19 protein-coding genes and 1 riboswitch are annotated in these 15,691 nt (G+C 71.9%); of the genes, 10 read left to right on the top strand and 9 right to left on the bottom strand.

Annotation, left to right across the window (positions count from 1 at the left end; genetic code table 11):
- Window positions 1-4: 4 nt before the first annotated feature.
- Entirely contained in the window at window positions 5-379 is a 375-nt protein-coding gene (locus BFF78_RS35415) for a fic family toxin-antitoxin system, toxin component (RefSeq protein WP_069782185.1), read from the top strand.
- Here the strand turns inward: BFF78_RS35415 and BFF78_RS35420 are convergent, their stop codons facing one another.
- The 4 genes from BFF78_RS35420 to bioB form a co-directional block, all read right to left on the bottom strand.
- A complete protein-coding gene (locus BFF78_RS35420; protein WP_069782186.1) occupies window positions 380-1,072 on the bottom strand; it encodes a class I SAM-dependent methyltransferase in 693 nt (230 codons plus the stop codon).
- 165 nt (window positions 1,073-1,237) lie between these two features.
- The gene (bioD, locus tag BFF78_RS35425; RefSeq protein WP_069782187.1) at window positions 1,238-1,954 is read right to left on the bottom strand and encodes a dethiobiotin synthase; all 717 of its coding nucleotides are present in this window, start codon (window positions 1,952-1,954) and stop codon (window positions 1,238-1,240) included.
- 1 nt (window position 1,955) lies between these two features.
- Window positions 1,956-3,245 carry an adenosylmethionine--8-amino-7-oxononanoate transaminase gene (locus tag BFF78_RS35430; protein ID WP_193433600.1) on the bottom strand — a complete coding sequence of 430 codons (1,290 nt, stop codon included), beginning with the start codon at window positions 3,243-3,245 and terminating at the stop codon, window positions 1,956-1,958.
- The gene (gene bioB / locus BFF78_RS35435) at window positions 3,238-4,431 is read right to left on the bottom strand and encodes a biotin synthase BioB (RefSeq protein WP_069782188.1); all 1,194 of its coding nucleotides are present in this window, start codon (window positions 4,429-4,431) and stop codon (window positions 3,238-3,240) included. Before bioB ends, BFF78_RS35430 begins: the two co-directional genes overlap by 8 nt.
- A 147-nt stretch (window positions 4,432-4,578) precedes the next feature.
- On the opposite strand from bioB, the gene BFF78_RS35440 reads away from it, so the two are divergent.
- Window positions 4,579-5,706, top strand: coding sequence for an 8-amino-7-oxononanoate synthase (locus BFF78_RS35440; RefSeq protein ID WP_069782189.1), 1,128 nt, complete (start codon window positions 4,579-4,581; stop codon window positions 5,704-5,706).
- A gap of 66 nt (window positions 5,707-5,772) precedes the next feature.
- Here BFF78_RS35440 and BFF78_RS35445 read toward each other — a convergent pair whose 3' ends face one another.
- A complete protein-coding gene (locus tag BFF78_RS35445; protein WP_069782190.1) occupies window positions 5,773-6,003 on the bottom strand; it encodes a DUF397 domain-containing protein in 231 nt (76 codons plus the stop codon).
- An 8-nt stretch (window positions 6,004-6,011) separates the two neighbouring features.
- Window positions 6,012-6,872, bottom strand: coding sequence for a helix-turn-helix domain-containing protein (locus tag BFF78_RS35450; RefSeq protein ID WP_069782191.1), 861 nt, complete (start codon window positions 6,870-6,872; stop codon window positions 6,012-6,014).
- A gap of 214 nt (window positions 6,873-7,086) precedes the next feature.
- On the opposite strand from BFF78_RS35450, the gene BFF78_RS35455 reads away from it, so the two are divergent.
- Window positions 7,087-7,545: an ATP-binding protein gene (locus BFF78_RS35455; protein ID WP_069782192.1), complete on the top strand. Its 459-nt coding sequence runs from the start codon at window positions 7,087-7,089 to the stop codon at window positions 7,543-7,545.
- Window positions 7,546-8,291: 746 nt separating this feature from the next.
- Here the strand turns inward: BFF78_RS35455 and BFF78_RS35460 are convergent.
- The 3 genes from BFF78_RS35460 to BFF78_RS35470 all read right to left on the bottom strand — a co-directional run bounded on the left by BFF78_RS35460 (window position 8,292) and on the right by BFF78_RS35470 (window position 10,290).
- Window positions 8,292-8,765 (bottom strand): C40 family peptidase, encoded by a 474-nt coding sequence (locus BFF78_RS35460; protein WP_069782193.1) that lies wholly within the window; start codon window positions 8,763-8,765, stop codon window positions 8,292-8,294.
- Window positions 8,766-8,768: 3 nt separating this feature from the next.
- Window positions 8,769-8,898, bottom strand: a riboswitch (cyclic di-AMP (ydaO/yuaA leader).
- Window positions 8,899-9,341: 443 nt separating this feature from the next.
- A complete protein-coding gene (locus BFF78_RS35465; RefSeq protein ID WP_069782194.1) occupies window positions 9,342-9,647 on the bottom strand; it encodes a hypothetical protein in 306 nt (101 codons plus the stop codon).
- A gap of 7 nt (window positions 9,648-9,654) precedes the next feature.
- The gene (locus BFF78_RS35470) at window positions 9,655-10,290 is read right to left on the bottom strand and encodes an ATP-dependent Clp protease proteolytic subunit (RefSeq protein ID WP_069783999.1); all 636 of its coding nucleotides are present in this window, start codon (window positions 10,288-10,290) and stop codon (window positions 9,655-9,657) included.
- An 88-nt stretch (window positions 10,291-10,378) separates the two neighbouring features.
- Here BFF78_RS35470 and BFF78_RS35475 point away from each other — a divergent pair, with 88 nt between their 5' ends.
- From BFF78_RS35475 to BFF78_RS35505, 7 genes are all read left to right on the top strand, one after another.
- Window positions 10,379-10,711, top strand: a complete 333-nt coding sequence (locus tag BFF78_RS35475; RefSeq protein ID WP_069782195.1) for a type II toxin-antitoxin system Phd/YefM family antitoxin — start codon at window positions 10,379-10,381, stop codon at window positions 10,709-10,711.
- Window positions 10,712-10,964: 253 nt separating this feature from the next.
- Window positions 10,965-11,267, top strand: a complete 303-nt coding sequence (locus BFF78_RS35480) for an urease subunit gamma (protein WP_069782196.1) — start codon at window positions 10,965-10,967, stop codon at window positions 11,265-11,267.
- Window positions 11,268-11,277: 10 nt separating this feature from the next.
- Window positions 11,278-11,589 carry an urease subunit beta gene (locus BFF78_RS35485; RefSeq protein ID WP_069782197.1) on the top strand — a complete coding sequence of 104 codons (312 nt, stop codon included), beginning with the start codon at window positions 11,278-11,280 and terminating at the stop codon, window positions 11,587-11,589.
- Window positions 11,582-13,303, top strand: a complete 1,722-nt coding sequence (locus BFF78_RS35490) for an urease subunit alpha (protein WP_069782198.1) — start codon at window positions 11,582-11,584, stop codon at window positions 13,301-13,303. The genes BFF78_RS35485 and BFF78_RS35490 overlap by 8 nt, the downstream gene beginning before the upstream one ends.
- Window positions 13,303-13,977, top strand: a complete 675-nt coding sequence (locus tag BFF78_RS35495; RefSeq protein ID WP_069782199.1) for an urease accessory protein UreF — start codon at window positions 13,303-13,305, stop codon at window positions 13,975-13,977. Before BFF78_RS35490 ends, BFF78_RS35495 begins: the two co-directional genes overlap by 1 nt.
- A 176-nt stretch (window positions 13,978-14,153) precedes the next feature.
- Window positions 14,154-14,831, top strand: a complete 678-nt coding sequence (gene ureG, locus BFF78_RS35500; RefSeq protein ID WP_069782200.1) for an urease accessory protein UreG — start codon at window positions 14,154-14,156, stop codon at window positions 14,829-14,831.
- Window positions 14,828-15,595, top strand: a complete 768-nt coding sequence (locus BFF78_RS35505; RefSeq protein WP_069784000.1) for an urease accessory protein UreD — start codon at window positions 14,828-14,830, stop codon at window positions 15,593-15,595. Before ureG ends, BFF78_RS35505 begins: the two co-directional genes overlap by 4 nt.
- The last annotated feature ends 96 nt before the right edge of the window (window positions 15,596-15,691 follow it).

The following is a 15,691-nucleotide window of genomic DNA, read 5'->3' on the forward strand; positions in this document are numbered from 1 at the left end:
TCCCTTGAACGAGCTCAGCATCGACCTCGCCTGGCTCCTCATGCTCGCCGAAGAGAGAACACCCGGGGACCCGCAGGTCACCGACTGGGGTGCGCTGATCGCCGCCGTCGCCCGGCACCGCGCCGAGATATTCGGCGTGCCCGTCTACGACGACCCGCACACCCGTGCCGCCTCGCTGCTCCAGCTGCTGATCCACCTGCCGGCGCTGGAGCGGTCCAACGCCCTGTTCGCCTCCGCGGTCGCTTATGCCTACCTCGTCGCCAGCGGCCAGAAGGTGGCCACCACGCCCGAGCAGGTGCGCGACCTCGCCCGGCTGGTCAAGGACGGTACGGCCGACGTCGACGACATCGCGCGGGAGCTGCGGCGCTGGAGCCTGTGATCAGTGCGCGGCCGGCTGGTCCGGCCGCCAGGCGACCCCGAGCGTGCAGTACGAGGACGGCAGCGTCGGGCCGTGCTCCGGCATCAGCACCTGCCGCTGGGGCCCGAGCGTGAACCCGGCCTCGCGCAGCGCGGCCACCGGCTGCCGGGCCAGATGACAGCCGCCGGTCAGCGCGGGCCACAGGGTCCGGTCCAGCGTCCGCTGGGTCAGTCTCATCGCCTGGCCGCCGCCGAGGCCGTGCTCGAAGAACCGCACCTGGGCGCCCGGCTTGAGCACGCGCCGTACCTCGCCCAGCGCCCGTGACACGTCGCGCACGCTGCACAGCACCAGGGACAGTACGGCCGCGTCGAAGGCCTCGCTCTTGACCGGCAGCGCCTCGGCGGCGCCCGGCACGACATCGACCGGCATCTCGGCGCGCAACGCCGACTCCAGCGCCAACTTCCTGAGCAGCGGCTCCGGTTCGATCGCGACGACCTCCGCGACGGTGCCGGGGTAGTGCGAGAAGTTCAGCCCATTGCCCGCGCCGATCTCGATCACCCGCCCGGACAGCCCGGCGAGCAGCCGCTCACGTACGCCGGCCATGCCCATCCGGGTCTCGGCGCTCACGCTGAAGCGGGCGTAGTAGCGGGCGAACAGCGGGTGGTGAACGGGACTCCGCGCCATGGTGCCGGAGCCGGTGGACAGCAGCCGCATGGCAACCTCCCGGAACTGGACGACCTAGGAGGAGCTTCCCCCGTACGACGCCTCCCGCACCCCTGAACCGCAACCTCGCCCACCCACCCCCCGACTCGGTCGGCTGGAGAGCGGGGGAGACCCGGTTGCCTGGCGGCGGCCCACCTCGTGGTCACATCACCGCGGCTACGGTGTCGCCCGCACCCGGAATGTCTCCGCGTCCCACGTGCCGTTCAGCCGGGGGGCGAGCCACTTCGGTGCTGCTGTGCGGAAGGCCGGCGGGGGCAGTGCGCCCGCCCCGGAGGGGATTGCGCCGAGGAGGGGGGCTCCTGCGGTGTCGGGCAGGTCTGTGACGTTGCAGCGGGTGGCCAGGTCGGGGGAGGCGGGCCAGCTGCCGATGACCAGGCCGGCCAACTCCAGGTTTCGGCGCCGTAGTTCGAGGGCCGTGAGCTCGGTGGTGTTGAGCGTGCCCAGGCCGGCCTGGGTGACGACCAGCACCGGGGCGTCCAGCAGCGCGGCCGCGTCGGCCAGGGTGCCACCCGCCGCGTCGAACCGGACCAGTAGCCCACCCGCGCCCTCCACCAGCACCAGATCGTGCTCCGCGGCCAGCTTGGCCGCCCGGTCCGCCACCTCGTGCGGGCGGACGGGCGCCATCCCGGCTCGGCGGGCCGCCGTGCCGGGCGCCAACGGCTCCGGATAGCGGGCCAGTTCGGCGGTGGTGACGGGGCCCGCCAGCCGCGCGACCTCGTCGGCGTCCCCGCGCTCGTCCGGCCGTACGCCCGTCTGGGCGGCCTTGAGCACGGCCACCGAGCGTCCGGCCGCGAGCGCGGCGGCGGCGACGGCGGCGGTGGTGACGGTCTTGCCGACCTCCGTGCCCGTCCCCGTGATCACCAGTACCGGCATGTCATCCCTCCCGCGCCGCGGCGCACACCGCGCGCGCGATCCGTGCCACGTCCTCGTCCGAGGTGATGTACGGCGGCATCGTGTAGATCAAGTCACGGAAGGGGCGCAGCCACACACCCTCCCGCACGGCCGCCGCGGTGGCCGCGGCCATCTCCACCTCGTGGTCGAGCTGGACGACGCCGATCGCCCCGAGGACGCGGACGTCCCGGACAGCGGGCAGTTCGCGCGCCGGCGACAGGCCTTCCCACAGTCCCGCCTCGATCCGCTTGACCTGCGCCCGCCAGTCCTGCCCGAGGAGCAGTTCGATGGACGCGCAGGCCACGGCAGCCGCCAGCGGGTTGCCCATGAACGTCGGTCCGTGCGCCAGCACCGGCACCTCGCCCCGCGAGATGCCGTCGGCGATCCGCGCGGTGCACAACGTCGCCGCCAGCGTCAGATAACCGCCGGTCAGCGCCTTTCCGACACACATCACATCCGGGCTGACGCCCGCGTGCTCCGCCGCGAACAGCGCGCCCGTACGGCCGAACCCGGTGGCGATCTCGTCGAAGACGAGGAGCACGTCGTGCGCGTCGCACGCCTCGCGCAGCACCCGGAGATAGGCGGGGGAGTGGAAGCGCATCCCGCCCGCGCCCTGCACGACCGGCTCCACGAGCACCGCGGCCAGTTCGTCGGCGTGGCGGGCGATCAGCTCGCGCAGATGGTCCGCGTACGACTCCTTGTACTCCGCCGGCGGTGCGTCGGCGAAGACCTGGCGCGGCAGCACGCCGGACCACAGCCCGTGCATCCCGCCCTCCGGGTCGCACACCGACATCGGGTGCCAGGTGTCACCGTGGTAGCCGCCCCGCCAGGTCAGCAGCCGCTGCTTGCCGGGCCGGCCGAGCGAGCGCCAGTACTGCAGGCTCATCTTCACCGCGACCTCGACCGACACCGAGCCGGAGTCGGCGAGGAAGACGTGTTCCAGCCCCTCCGGCGACATGTCGACAAGGTGCTTCGCGAGCCGTACGGCGGGCTCGTGCGTGAGTCCGCCGAACATCACATGGCTCATCCGCCCGAGCTGTGCGTGCGCCGCCTCGTTGAGGACCGGGTGGTTGTAGCCGTGGATCGCCGACCACCAGGACGACATGCCGTCCACCAACTCGCCCGAACCGTCGGCGAGCCGCAGCCGGACCCCGCTCGCCGACTCCACGACGAGCGGTTCGACACGTCCGGGCATCGGGCCGTACGGATGCCACACATGCCGTCGGTCCAGCTCGAGCAGCTCGGGCACGCTCAGGCCGGGCAGCTCAGGCATTGGGCGCGAGGTCCGTTCCGGCGCCCCGGCGGCGGACGGCGACGAGGTCGGTGCGCGCCTCCTGTGCGGCCGGCGTGGCCGTCGTACCGCACGGGTCCGCCGTACCGCAGGCGTCCGCACTCTCGTGCGAGCCGCAGCCCTCGTGCGAGCCGCAGACCGACCCGCAGCCGCCCGCCGCCTCGACCCGGTGCTCCGGCAGCGTCACCTCGCCGGCGCCCTCCACCTCGAAGCCGGCGTCCGCGATCATCTCCAGGTCGGCCTTGCCGGCCTGGCCCTCGCTGGTCAGGTAGTCGCCGAGGAAGATCGAGTTGGCGAGGTGCAGCGCGAGCGGCTGCATCGTGCGCAGATGGACCTCACGGCCGCCCGCGATACGGACCTCCACGTCCGGGCAGACGAACCGGACCATGGCGAGGATGCGCAGGCAGCGCTGCGGGGTGAGGTTCCACTCCTTGGCCAGCGGGGTGCCCTCGAACGGGATGAGGAAGTTCACCGGCACCGAGTCCGGGTCCAGGTCACGCAGCGAGAAGACCACGTCCACCAGGTCCTCGTCGCTCTCACCCATGCCCGCGATCAGACCGGAGCAGGCGGACAGACCGGCCGCGTGCGCCTTGTTCACCGTGTCCACCCGGTCGGCGTAGGTGTGGGTGGTGGTGATGTCCCCGTACGTGGACTCCGAGGTGTTGAGGTTGTGGTTGTAGGCGTCCGCGCCCGCCTCGCGCAGCCGCTCGGCCTGGCCGTCGGAGAGCAGACCGAGGCAGGCGCACACCTCGACCTGCTCGTTCTGCTCCTTGATCGTCTTGATGGTCTCCGAGACCCGGTCCACGTCCCGGTCCGTCGGGCCGCGCCCGCTGGCCACCAGACAGACCCGCTTGGCGCCGCCCGCCAGCCCCGCGGCGGCCGCCTGGGAGGCCTCGTCCGGTTTCAGCCAGGTGTACTTCAGGATGTCGGCCTTCGAGCCGAGCCGCTGGGAACAGTAGGAGCAGTCCTCCGGGCACAGGCCCGACTTGAGGTTGACCAGATAGTTGAGTTTCACCCGGCGCCCGAACCAGTGCCGGCGCACCTTTCCGGCCGCGGCCACCACATCGAGCAGATCGTCGTCCGAGGTGGCCAGAACGGCGAGCGCTTCCTCGCGGGTCGGCAGCTCGCGCCGAAGCCCCTTGTCCACCAGCGTGTTCAGCAGGTCCATGAGGTCCGATCCTGTCCTACGGGACCGCCTGGGGCCAAGGAGAGTTTGCACAACGGAGACGGTTCACCGTGTGGGTATTGCCACACCCTGGGCGGCAGGTCGTGCCGCTAGGGTCTGTCCGCTACCTACAAAATCACCGGAGGGGTCATGGCGTTCGGCTGGATCGAGGACCAGGCGGAGGCGCGCCGCCGCGCCGGACTCGTACGTACCCTGCGCCCGCGCCCCGCCGAATCGCCGCTGCTGGACCTGGCGAGCAACGACTACCTGGGCCTCGCCCACCACCCCGAGGTCACCGAGGGGGCCGCCCAGGCCGCCCGGACCTGGGGCGGCGGCTCGACCGGCTCCCGGCTGGTCACCGGCACCACCGAGCTGCACACCGAGCTGGAGCGCGAGCTGGCCGGATTCTGCGGTTTCGAGGCGGCGCTGGTCTTCTCCTCCGGGTACGCCGCCAATCTGGCCGCGGTCACCGCGCTCGGCCCGCACGGCTCGCTGATCGTCTCCGACGCCGGCAACCACGCCTCCCTCATCGACGGCTGCCGGCTCGCCCGGGGCGAGCGGCAGGTCGTCCGCCACGCCGACCCGGAGGCGGTGCGCAAGGCCCTGGCCACGCACCGGGGACCGGCGATCGTCGTCTCCGACACCGTGTTCTCGGTCGACGGGGACAAGGCGCCGCTGGCCGCGCTGGCCGAGGCATGCCGGGAACACGGCGCGGGGCTGGTCGTGGACGACGCGCACGGGCTCGGTGTGCTGGGCGACGGCGGCCGGGGCGCGCCGTACGCGGCCGGTCTCGCGGGCGCGGCCGACGTGGTGGTCACGGCCACCCTGTCCAAGTCGCTGGGCAGTCAGGGCGGGGTGGTGCTCGGCCCGGCGCCGGTCATCGACCATCTGGTCAACGCGGCCCGCACCTTCATCTTCGACACGGGACTGGCCCCGGCGGCGGCCGGCGCCGCGCTCGCGGCACTGCGGCTGCTCGTCCGCGAACCCGAGCGCGCCGCGCGCGCCCGTGCGGTGGCCGCCGAACTGCACGCACGGCTGACCGCCGCGGGTCTGGAAGCGGTGCGTCCGGACGCCGCGGTGGTCTCCGTACGGGCTCCGTCCCCGGAGCAGGCGGTGCGCTGGGCGGCCGACTGCCGTACCGCGGGGCTGGCCGTGGGCTGCTTCCGCCCTCCTTCCGTGCCCGACGGCATCTCACGGCTGCGGCTGACCGCCCGTGCGGACCTGTCCGGGGCCGAGATCGAACGCGCTGTACGGGTGATCGGCGAAACGCGACCATGAGTCGGCGTGACACGGCCGTGCTTCATGCCGAAGCGATCCCGAGTGATTGAGTGTGACCGGTTCTGATCAGATGGCTCGGATGGTCGTGACGAACCCGGCCCAGCACCCGGTGGAGAAGAGCAGCGCCGGTCCGGCCGGGCTCTTGGAGTCGCGCACGGCGAGCAGCCCGGCCCAGGGGCCGGAGCGGGGCCGGGCCGTCTCCACGCAGTTGTTGGCTCCCGTGCTGTAGCTGCTGCGCACCCAGCGCACGTCGTGCAGGTCGGTACTGGCAGGGACGTTCCGAGGCAGTGTGGTCATGGGCCTCCTTACGCGCCGTCGCCTATCCCGGCGATGTAGTCCAACGAGTCCTCGGGGGAAAGGGCGTGAAACTGCAGGGTGTCGAAGGCCTCGGAGTAGGCCATGAGGTCTTCTTTCCGCTCCAGGTAGAGGCTACTCGTCAACTGGTCGAGAACAACCACGTCTAGATCAGAAGTGCTCGGAAATGAGAAAATAACGAAAGCTCCGGTGAGGCCGACATGCGCCCCTGCGCCGAACGGCAGTACCTGGAGCCGGACTTGGGGAAGCCGGGCCGCCTCCACCAGCCGCTCCAGCTGCCGGGCCATCACCTCGGGGCCGCCGACCTCGCGCCGCAGCACCGACTCGTCCAGCACCGCGCTCAGCCTCAGCGGCCGTTCGGTGCGGAGCACGTCCTGCCGGGCCAGCCGTACCTCCACCAGTGTGTCGAGGCCTTCATCGTCGAGGTCCTTCACGGCCGCCCGGGTCACCGCTCGGGCGTACTCGGGCGTCTGGAGCAAGCCCGGCACCACCGTGGTCTCCAGCGTGCGCATCGCACTCGCCTGCGACTCCAGGCTGATGAAGTCCCGGTACGTGGGCGGCAGCACCCCACGGTAGGCGTGCCACCAGCGGTGGCGGTCGCCTCCGTCCTCGGAGCCCGCCAGCATCAGCAGCAACTGGCGCAGGTGCCCGTCCCGCACTCCGTAGGCGTCCAGCAGTACTCGCACATCGGCTGGTTTCACGCCGCTGGCACCGGTCTCGATACGGCTGACCTTCGACTGGTGCCAGCCCACCAGCCGGGCCGCGTCACCGCTCGTGAGCCCAGCGCCGGTGCGCAGCGTGCGCAGTTCGGCGCCCAGTTTGCGGCGGCGCACTGCAGGCCCGTTCTGCATGGGCTCCTCCTTACTCCTTCCGGGCCGCCCCAATACGGTCTCGCGTCGTAGAGTTCACCGCTTCGGGCGACAGATATATGCATATCTCGGTGGATCGCTCCCCGTGACCGGTCCCGTGATGGCAGTCTGACGAGCAAGCACCAGTCCGGGACCGTACTCGAACCCATCCGCTCCATGTCGGACTGCGGTCCCGTGGGAAAGGGACGACGTCGCCATGGCAGACCATCTGGAAGCATCCGTCACTCTGCCGAGCGATCCCGCCTCGGTCTCCGCCGCCCGCACCTATGTCGTGGGCACGCTCGCGGAGTGGGGCCTGCCGTCGGACACCGACGCGGCCGACACCGTGCGGCTCATCGTCTCCGAACTCGCCACGAACGCCGTACAGCACACCTTCGGTCAGTCACCCACCTTCACGGTCGACATCGCCCTGGACCGCGACGAACACCTCCGCATCGGCGTCACGGACGGTCATCCGCGCTTTCCGAAGAGACTGCCCGCCGCCGTCCAGCAGGACAATGGCCGCGGCATGGTCATCATCCGCTGGCTCACCGCGGAGTACGGCGGCAAACTCCGCGTCCGCCCCACCCGCGAGGGCGGCAAGACGGTCTCCATCGAACTCCCCTGGATCCTCCCGGCAGAGCCGGTCCCGGCAACGGGCCATCAGGAACCGTAGTCCCTCGGGCGGGCCGGCTTTCTTTCCGGGGCGCCCGTTTGTGCGGGGTTCGGGGCGCTGGGGCGGGTGGCAGCGGGCGCGGCCGGGGTGGGTCGGCGGTGTCCGGGTGCGGGAGGTCGGTCGAGTGGTGCCGGGCCGAGGTGCCGTTGAACGCGCTCGGTGGGTGCTGGGCGAGCTGGAGCGGGCCCGCCTGACCGGTACCGGCCCCGGGCCGCCCGTGGGCTCCAGGCGGGCACCGGGGCGGCTCTCACGGCCCTGGAGCGGCCCTGCTGCTGGAGCCGCTCCTGCCTTGACGGCGGGTCAGCCGACCTACGTCGTAGCGGATCCGGGGCAGCGCGCCTTGCCGTAGCGGCTCGGGTCAGCCGGCCTCGCCGTCCGGGGCAGCCGACCTTTCCGTCGTGAATCGGGGCAGCCGAATCTGCCTCAGTCGATCGGTTCAGCGACTCCTGCCCTGACGGCAGATCAGCCGACCTTGCGGTAGCGGATCTGGGGCAGCGCGCCCTGCCGTAGCAGCCAAGGTCAGCCGACCTGCCCTGCCGTGGCAGCCAAGGTCAGCCGACCTCGCCGTAGCGGACCAGTTCGGCCGGACCTGCCGCAGCAGACCGGTTCCGCCGCTCCTGCCTTGACGGTCGGTCAGCCGACCTACGTCGTAGCAGACCTGGGGCAGCTGACCCCGCCGCAGCGGCCCCGGCCGGTCGACCTCGCCCTGGCAGGCCTGGTCGACCGGCCCTGCCCGGCAGGCCGCGTCAGCTGACCCGGCCGTACCACACGCTCTTGGTCCAGATCTTCTGGAGCCTCACCACGTCCCCCGTCCTCGGTGCGTGCCAGATCTTGTCGTGGCCGGCGTAGATACCGACGTGGTAGACGTAGGAACCGGAGTGGAAGAACACCAGGTCACCGGCCTTGCGGCTGCCGGCGGAGATGTGGTGCGTCTTGTTGTACTGCTGGGCGGCGGTACGCGGCAGGGTCTTGCCCGCCTTCTTGAACGAATACAGCGTCAGCCCCGAGCAGTCGAACCTGCGCGGCCCGGTGGCCCCGTACTGGTACGGCGACCCCTTCTTTGAGGCCGCGACCTGCAGGGCCTTGGTCGCGAGGGTCGCCGCCGAGGCATCGGGGGCGAGACCGGGCACCGTGATCGAGCCGCCGACGGCGGCGAGGGTGAGGGCCGAGGCCGTGCCGGCCCGGGCCATGAGCGACGGGACACGATTGAGCGCAGTCATGCGCAACCCTTCGTCAGCCGCCTGTGAAGGATGACCTGTCGGATTCGGGCTGGCGAAGTTGCCCGGCCGCGTTGCCGCGGCTTCACCCCAAGGGTTGCCAGGAACTTCCGGCCGTCTGCGGCGAGCAGACGAACAGCCGTTCCGGCGACCCGACTTGCTCGGGTCCTCCACTCCTGCCGATCCACTCCTGTCGACCGGTCGTCCAGGCGGCGGCAGGACTCGGCGTCCGCCCGGACCGCCCCGCCGCGGTGGCGGGGGCTTGTCGTCAGACAGGGATCTTCACTCACGACTGTCCGAAAATCACAATGGAACCGGGGATTTGTGGCGTTACTCACCACTCGCCCGTTCGGGTGGACAGCGTTGTGTTCGATGCGGCGTCAGGTCCCGGTCGTAGCCCCGGACCTGGGGCGAAGCGCTTGCTTCCGAGCCTTGGACCCGCGTGCTGCGCAAGTCGGGAGGCCCGGAAAACGATCCTGAGATCCACCGGTCGGCGGTGCGCCGTTCGGGTCGTTTGACGCGTGGTCCGAACGGCGCGTGTCGACACCCGGGTCCGCTCCGGCTGGTCCGGCGTCCGGATCAGCCGACGCCGTCGGGCGGGAGCGCGACGCGCGCGGTCCGGCGTTCACCGTCCAGCACCCGCAAGGCCCGTGCCAGCGTGTCCCCGTGCAGCTCCGTCTCGCCCCGCTGGTGCATCGATGCGAGGGCGTCCCGCAGCTCTGCGGCCTTGCGCACCAGCGCCTGGGCCGCGCGCAGCCCGCTATACGTGTCCCCGTCGTGCGCGGGGTTGATACGGCCCAGCAGATCGACCGCGTCCAGGTAACGGTCGATCAGATCGCCCTCGGCGCGCGTCAGCGCGGGCAGCGGCGGCAGTTCCGGCAGCATCGGCGGCTCACTTCGCGTCCGCTGCGCCGGGCATGCTTCGCCGGCTGGGCACGATGCCGTCCACGAGGCCGTAGGCCACGGCCGCCGGGGCGTCGAGGACCAGGTCCCGTTCCAGGTCGCGGCGTGCCTGCCCGGCCGTGCGCCCGGTGTGCCGTACGAGCATCTCCTCCGTCACCGCGCGGACCCGGGTCAACTCCTCGGCCTGGATGAGCAGGTCGCTGGGCTGGCCCCGCACCGGCTCGGGCAGCTGGGGTTGCGCGATCACCATGCGTGCGCCGGGCAGGGCGAACCGCTTGCCCGGCGTGCCGGCCGCGATCAGCAGCGCGGCCTGGGAGGCGGCCTGGCCCAGGCAGTAGGTGGCCACGTCGCAGCTGACGTAGCGCATCGTGTCGTAGACGGCCGTGAGCGCGCTGAACGAACCGCCCGGCGAGTTGACGTACAGCGTGATGTCCCGGTCCGGGGCCGCGTGTTCGAGGTACATGAGCTGCGCCATCACATCGTTCGCGGCGGTCTCGTCCAGCGGGGTCCCGAGGAAGACGATCCGGTCCTCGAAGAGCTTGCCGTAGGGGTCGAGCGTGCGCATGCCGCTGCTGGTGCGCTCGGTGAACTCGGGCAGGACATGACGGGCGGACGCTCGGGACATGGGCATACCCCTTCTCATCGCACGGCCCTCTGGCGGGCTCGGCTTCTGTAAAAAATGTACAGGACGTACGTGACGTTATGATGGGGGCATGGCCTACGAGATTCCGGTGACGCAAGCCAGGGCTGAGCTCGCCGACCTGATCAACCGGGTGGTGTACGGCGGTGAGCGCGTCGTCGTGACGCGGCACGGCAAGCCGCTGGTCGCGCTGGTGTCGGCCGCCGATCTGGAGCGGCTGGACGCGCTCGACGAGGCGGCCGAGGAGCAGGTCGTCAGCTCGGTCTCGGGTGTCCGCGAGGCCGGTTCCGCCTCCCGCGAACAGCAGCGGTTCGGGATCGTCGCCGAGCATCGCGCTCCCGGCGTGGCCGCCGAGCGGCGCGGCCCCGGCATGGCCGCCGACCACCGCGGTCCCGGCGCCTCCTGACCCACGCCGGTTTCGGGCATCCCATGCCCACGCCGGTTTCGGGCATCCCATCGCCCGGTCATCGGGCGATCAAGGTCCGGTTAACGTCGTTGAAACTCCGGCGAACTAGCCTGCCGATCGACGCCATCAGGGGTTTTGCTGCCCGGATCGAGGATGATTCGGGGATTTTGTTTGCGTGCTACGCCTATCCCCGTCGCGATGGCTGTGGCAACCGGACCCCGCACGGTCCGGAGCAAGGACTGTGAGGTGGGACGTGCATCTGACCCCGCACGAACAAGAGCGGCTGCTGATCCATGTGGCGGCCGACGTCGCCGAGAAGCGCAGGGCCCGCGGGCTCAAGCTCAACCACCCCGAGGCGGTCGCCCTCATCACGTCGCACATCCTCGAGGGCGCGCGTGACGGCCGTACGGTCGCCGAGCTCATGTCCTCCGGCCGCAAGCTGCTCACCAGGGACGACGTCATGGACGGGGTCTCCGAGATGATCCACGACGTGCAGGTGGAGGCCACCTTCCCGGACGGCACCAAGCTCGTCACCGTCCACGAGCCGATCATCTGAGGGGGCCGCGATGATTCCCGGAGAGGTTCTTTTCGCGGACGACCCGATCGTGTGCAACGAGGGCCGCGAGGTCACCCGGCTGACCGTCCTCAACGCCGCCGACCGGCCCGTCCAGGTCGGCTCCCACTACCACTTCGCCGAAGCCAACCCCGGCCTGGAGTTCGACCGTGCCGCGGCCCGCGGCAAGCGGCTGAACATCGCCGCCGGCACCGCCGTACGCTTCGAGCCCGGCATCCCCGTCGACGTCGAACTCGTGCCCCTCGCCGGCGCCCGGATCGTCCCCGGCCTGCGCGGGGAGACCGGAGGTGCCCTCGATGCCTGAGATCTCCCGCGGCGCCTACGCCGACCTGTTCGGGCCGACCACCGGTGACCGCATCCGGCTCGCCGACACCGATCTGCTGATCGAGATCGAGGAGGACCGCTCCGGCGGCCCCGGCGCCTGCGGCGACGAGGCGGTCTTCGGCGGCGGCAAGGTCATCCGCGAGTCCATGGGCCAGTCCCGCGCCACCCGCGCCGACGGCACCCCCGACACCGTGATCACCGGTGTCGTCATCGTCGACCACTGGGGCGTCGTCAAGGCCGACGTCGGCATCCGCGACGGCCGGATCGCCGCGATCGGCAAGGCCGGCAACCCGGACACCATGGACGGCGTCCACCCCGGCCTGGTCATCGGGCCCGAGACCGAGATCATCGCGGGCAACGGGCGGATCCTCACCGCCGGTGCCATCGACGCGCACGTCCACTTCATCTGCCCCCAGATCGCCGACGAGGCGCTCGCTTCCGGCATCACCACCCTGGTCGGCGGGGGCACCGGCCCCGCCGAGGGCTCCAAGGCGACCACCGTCACGCCCGGCCCCTGGCACCTCGCCCGGATGTTCGAGGCCATGGAGGCCTACCCGGTCAACGTCGGCTTCCTCGGCAAGGGCAACACCGTCTCCCACGAGGCGATGCTCTCCCAGATCCGAGGCGGCGCGGCCGGCCTGAAGCTGCACGAGGACTGGGGCTCCACCCCGGCCGTCATCGACGCCGCGCTGACCGTGGCGGACCGGACCGGCATCCAGGTCGCCATCCACACGGACACCCTCAACGAGGCCGGCTTTGTCGGCGACACGCTCGCCGCGATCGCGGGCCGGGGCATCCACTCGTACCACACCGAGGGCGCCGGCGGCGGGCACGCGCCGGACATCATGACCGTGGTCTCGCAGCCCAACGTGCTGCCCAGTTCCACCAACCCGACCCGGCCGTTCACCGTCAACACCGCCGAGGAACACCTCGACATGCTGATGGTGTGCCACCACCTCAACCCGGCGGTCCCCGAGGACCTGGCGTTCGCCGAGTCCCGGATCCGGCCCTCCACCATCGGCGCGGAGGACGTCCTGCACGACCTCGGTGCGATCTCGATCATCTCCTCCGACTCCCAGGCCATGGGCCGCGTCGGCGAGGTCATCCTGCGCACCTGGCAGACCGCCCATGTGATGAAGCGCAGGCGCGGCGCGCTGCCCGGTGACGGACGCGCGGACAACCACCGCGTGCGTCGCTATGTCGCCAAGTACACGATCAACCCCGCGCTCGCGCAGGGCCTCGCCGCCGAGATCGGCTCCGTGGAGACCGGCAAGCTCGCCGACCTCGTGCTGTGGGATCCGGCGTTCTTCGGGGTCAAGCCGCTGCTCGTGCTCAAGGGCGGCCAGATCGCCTACGCGCAGATGGGCGACGCCAACGCCTCCATCCCCACCCCGCAGCCCATCCTGCCCCGCCCCATGTACGGCGCGATCGGCCGCGCCCCGGCCGCCAACTCCGTCAACTTCGTGGCCGAGTCGGCGATCGAGGACGGTCTGCCGGAGCGGCTCGGGCTGGGCAAGCGGTTCGCGGCGATCGCGTCCACGCGAGCGGTCACCAAGGCCGACATGCGCGAGAACGACGCCCGGCCCGACGTCCGGATCGACCCCGACAGCTTCGCCGTGCACATCGACGGCGAGCTGGTCGAGGCCACACCGGCCGCCGAACTGCCCATGGCCCAGCGCTACTTCCTGTTCTGATGAGCAGGGCAGCGCTTCTCGTCCTGGCCGACGGCCGCTTCCCCGCCGGAGGACACGCACACTCCGGCGGGGCGGAGGCCGCCGTCAAGGCGGGCCGGATCACCTCCGCCGCGAGCCTGGAGGACTTCTGCCGGGGGCGGCTCTACACCGCGGGGCTGGTCGCGGGGGCGCTCGCGGCAGCCGCCGCACTCGGCGTGGATCCGGGGGAGTTGGACGCGGCGGCCGACGCCCGTACGCCGTCGCCCGCCCTGCGGACCGCCGCGCGCAGGCTGGGACGGCAGCTGATGCGGGCGGCCAGAGCCACCTGGCCCTGCGCCGAACTCGACGCACTGGCCCGGCAGTTCCCCAAGGGTGCCCATCAGCCGGTGGTGCTCGGGCTCGTGGCGCGTGCGGCGGGGCTGGGGCCCGAGGACGCGGCGTACTGCGCGGCGTACGAGAGCGTGAGCGGACCGGCGACGGCGACTGTGCGGTTGCTGAGCCTGGACCCGTTCGATGCGACCGGTGTGCTGGCCCGGCTGGCGCCGGAGCTGGACCGCGTCGCGGACACGGCGGCGCAGGCGGCGCGGAGGGCGCTCGACGAGGGTGTCGATGCGCTGCCGGCCGCGTCAGGGCCCTTGCTGGAGGTCGGTGCGCAGTGGCATGCGGGCTGGCCTGTGCGGCTGTTCGCGTCGTAGGGGTCTCCCCGGCCGCCCCTACCCGTCCCGTCCGCCAGGAGCCCGCCCTTTCGATCCCGCCAGGGGCCTGTGCCCCCTGGCCCCCCCATCGGCCTGAACGGCCTCGTCCTCGAACTCCCCCAGAGGGGGTACCCCCAGACGGGCTGACAGCGAGGCCACCCACATTGGAGCCGCACATGCACCTCGACCACACCCACCCCGGCCCCGCCGCCCTCAGCGCGGACGCGCACCGGCCCGACGGCACCCGGCGCGCCCTGCGGATCGGGCTCGGCGGACCCGTCGGGTCCGGGAAGACCGCGACCGTCGCCGCGCTCTGCCGGGCCCTGCGCGACGAGCTGTCGCTCGCCGTCGTCACCAACGACATCTACACCCGCGAGGACGCCGAGTTCCTGCTCAGCCAGGCCGTGCTGCCGCCCGAGCGGATCACCGCCGTGGAGACGGGCGCCTGCCCGCACACCGCGATCCGCGACGACATCTCCGCCAACCTCGAAGCCGTCGAGGACCTGGAGGAGGCGGTCGGCCCGCTGGACCTGATCCTCGTCGAGTCCGGCGGCGACAACCTCACCGCGACCTTCTCCAAGGGGCTCGTGGACGCGCAGATCTTCGTGATCGACGTGGCCGGCGGCGACGACATCCCGCGCAAGGGCGGGCCCGGTGTCACCACCGCCGATCTGCTCGTCGTCAACAAGACCGACCTCGCCCCGTACGTCGGCTCCGACCTCGCCCGGATGGCCGCCGACGCCAAGGCCCAGCGGGCCGGACTCCCCGTCGTCTTCCAGTCGTTGCGCGGCGGGACCGGTGTCGCCGAGGTGGCCGCCTGGGTGCGCGGGCGGCTCGCCGCGTGGACGGCGTGAGCGCCACGGGGGTCCGGGCGGACGCGCGGATCGTCGCCCGCGCCGACGGCCGCGGCGGCACCGCGCTGCCCGTACTGGACGGCGACGGGCCGCTGGCCCTGCGCCGCACCCGGGCCACCGGTACGGAGGCCAGGGTGATGGTCGTCGGCGCGATGAGCGGTCCGCTCGGCGGCGACCGTTTCTCGCTCACGGCGAGCGTGGCGGAGGGCGCCCGGCTGCACGTCGGCTCGGCCGCCGCCACCATCGCCCTGCCGGGCCAGACCAAGGGCGAGGCCCGCTACGACGTACGGCTCGACGTGGCCGACGGGGCCGAACTGCGCTGGCTGCCCGAGCAGTTGATCTCGGCTCGTGGCAGCGACCTGTACGTGACCACCCGCGCCGAACTCGCCGCCGGAGCCCGGCTCGTGCTGCGCGAGGAGCAGGTGCTCGGGCGGGCGGGGGAGGAACCCGGACGGCTCACCAGCCGTCTGACGGTGCGGATCGCGGGCCGAGCGGTGCTGGACCAGGAACTGGCCTGCGGGCCCGGGGCGCCGGGGGGCTGGGACGGACCGGCGGTGCTGGCGGGACATCGGGCGGTGGGTCAACTCGTCGTCGTGCGCCCCGAGTTCGCCGCGCAGCGGCCCGAGCCGCGGGTGCTGGGGGAGTGCGCGGCCCTGATACCGCTGGCCGGCCCCGCGGTCCTGGTCAGCGCCGTGGCAGCGGACGCACTACGGCTCCGGCGACTCCTGGACGAGTCACTGGCAAGGCTCGACGGGCGAACGTGACCATCCGGTTATCGGATTGGTAAAGATGACAGGCGCCCCCTGTTCTCAGACGGCTCACAGCCGAGAGGATCCCCGAACTGACCACTCGCAGTGATC

The sequence above is a fragment of the Streptomyces fodineus genome, assembly GCF_001735805.1.
In the GTDB taxonomy this organism is placed as follows: Bacteria; Actinomycetota; Actinomycetes; order Streptomycetales; family Streptomycetaceae; genus Streptomyces; species Streptomyces fodineus.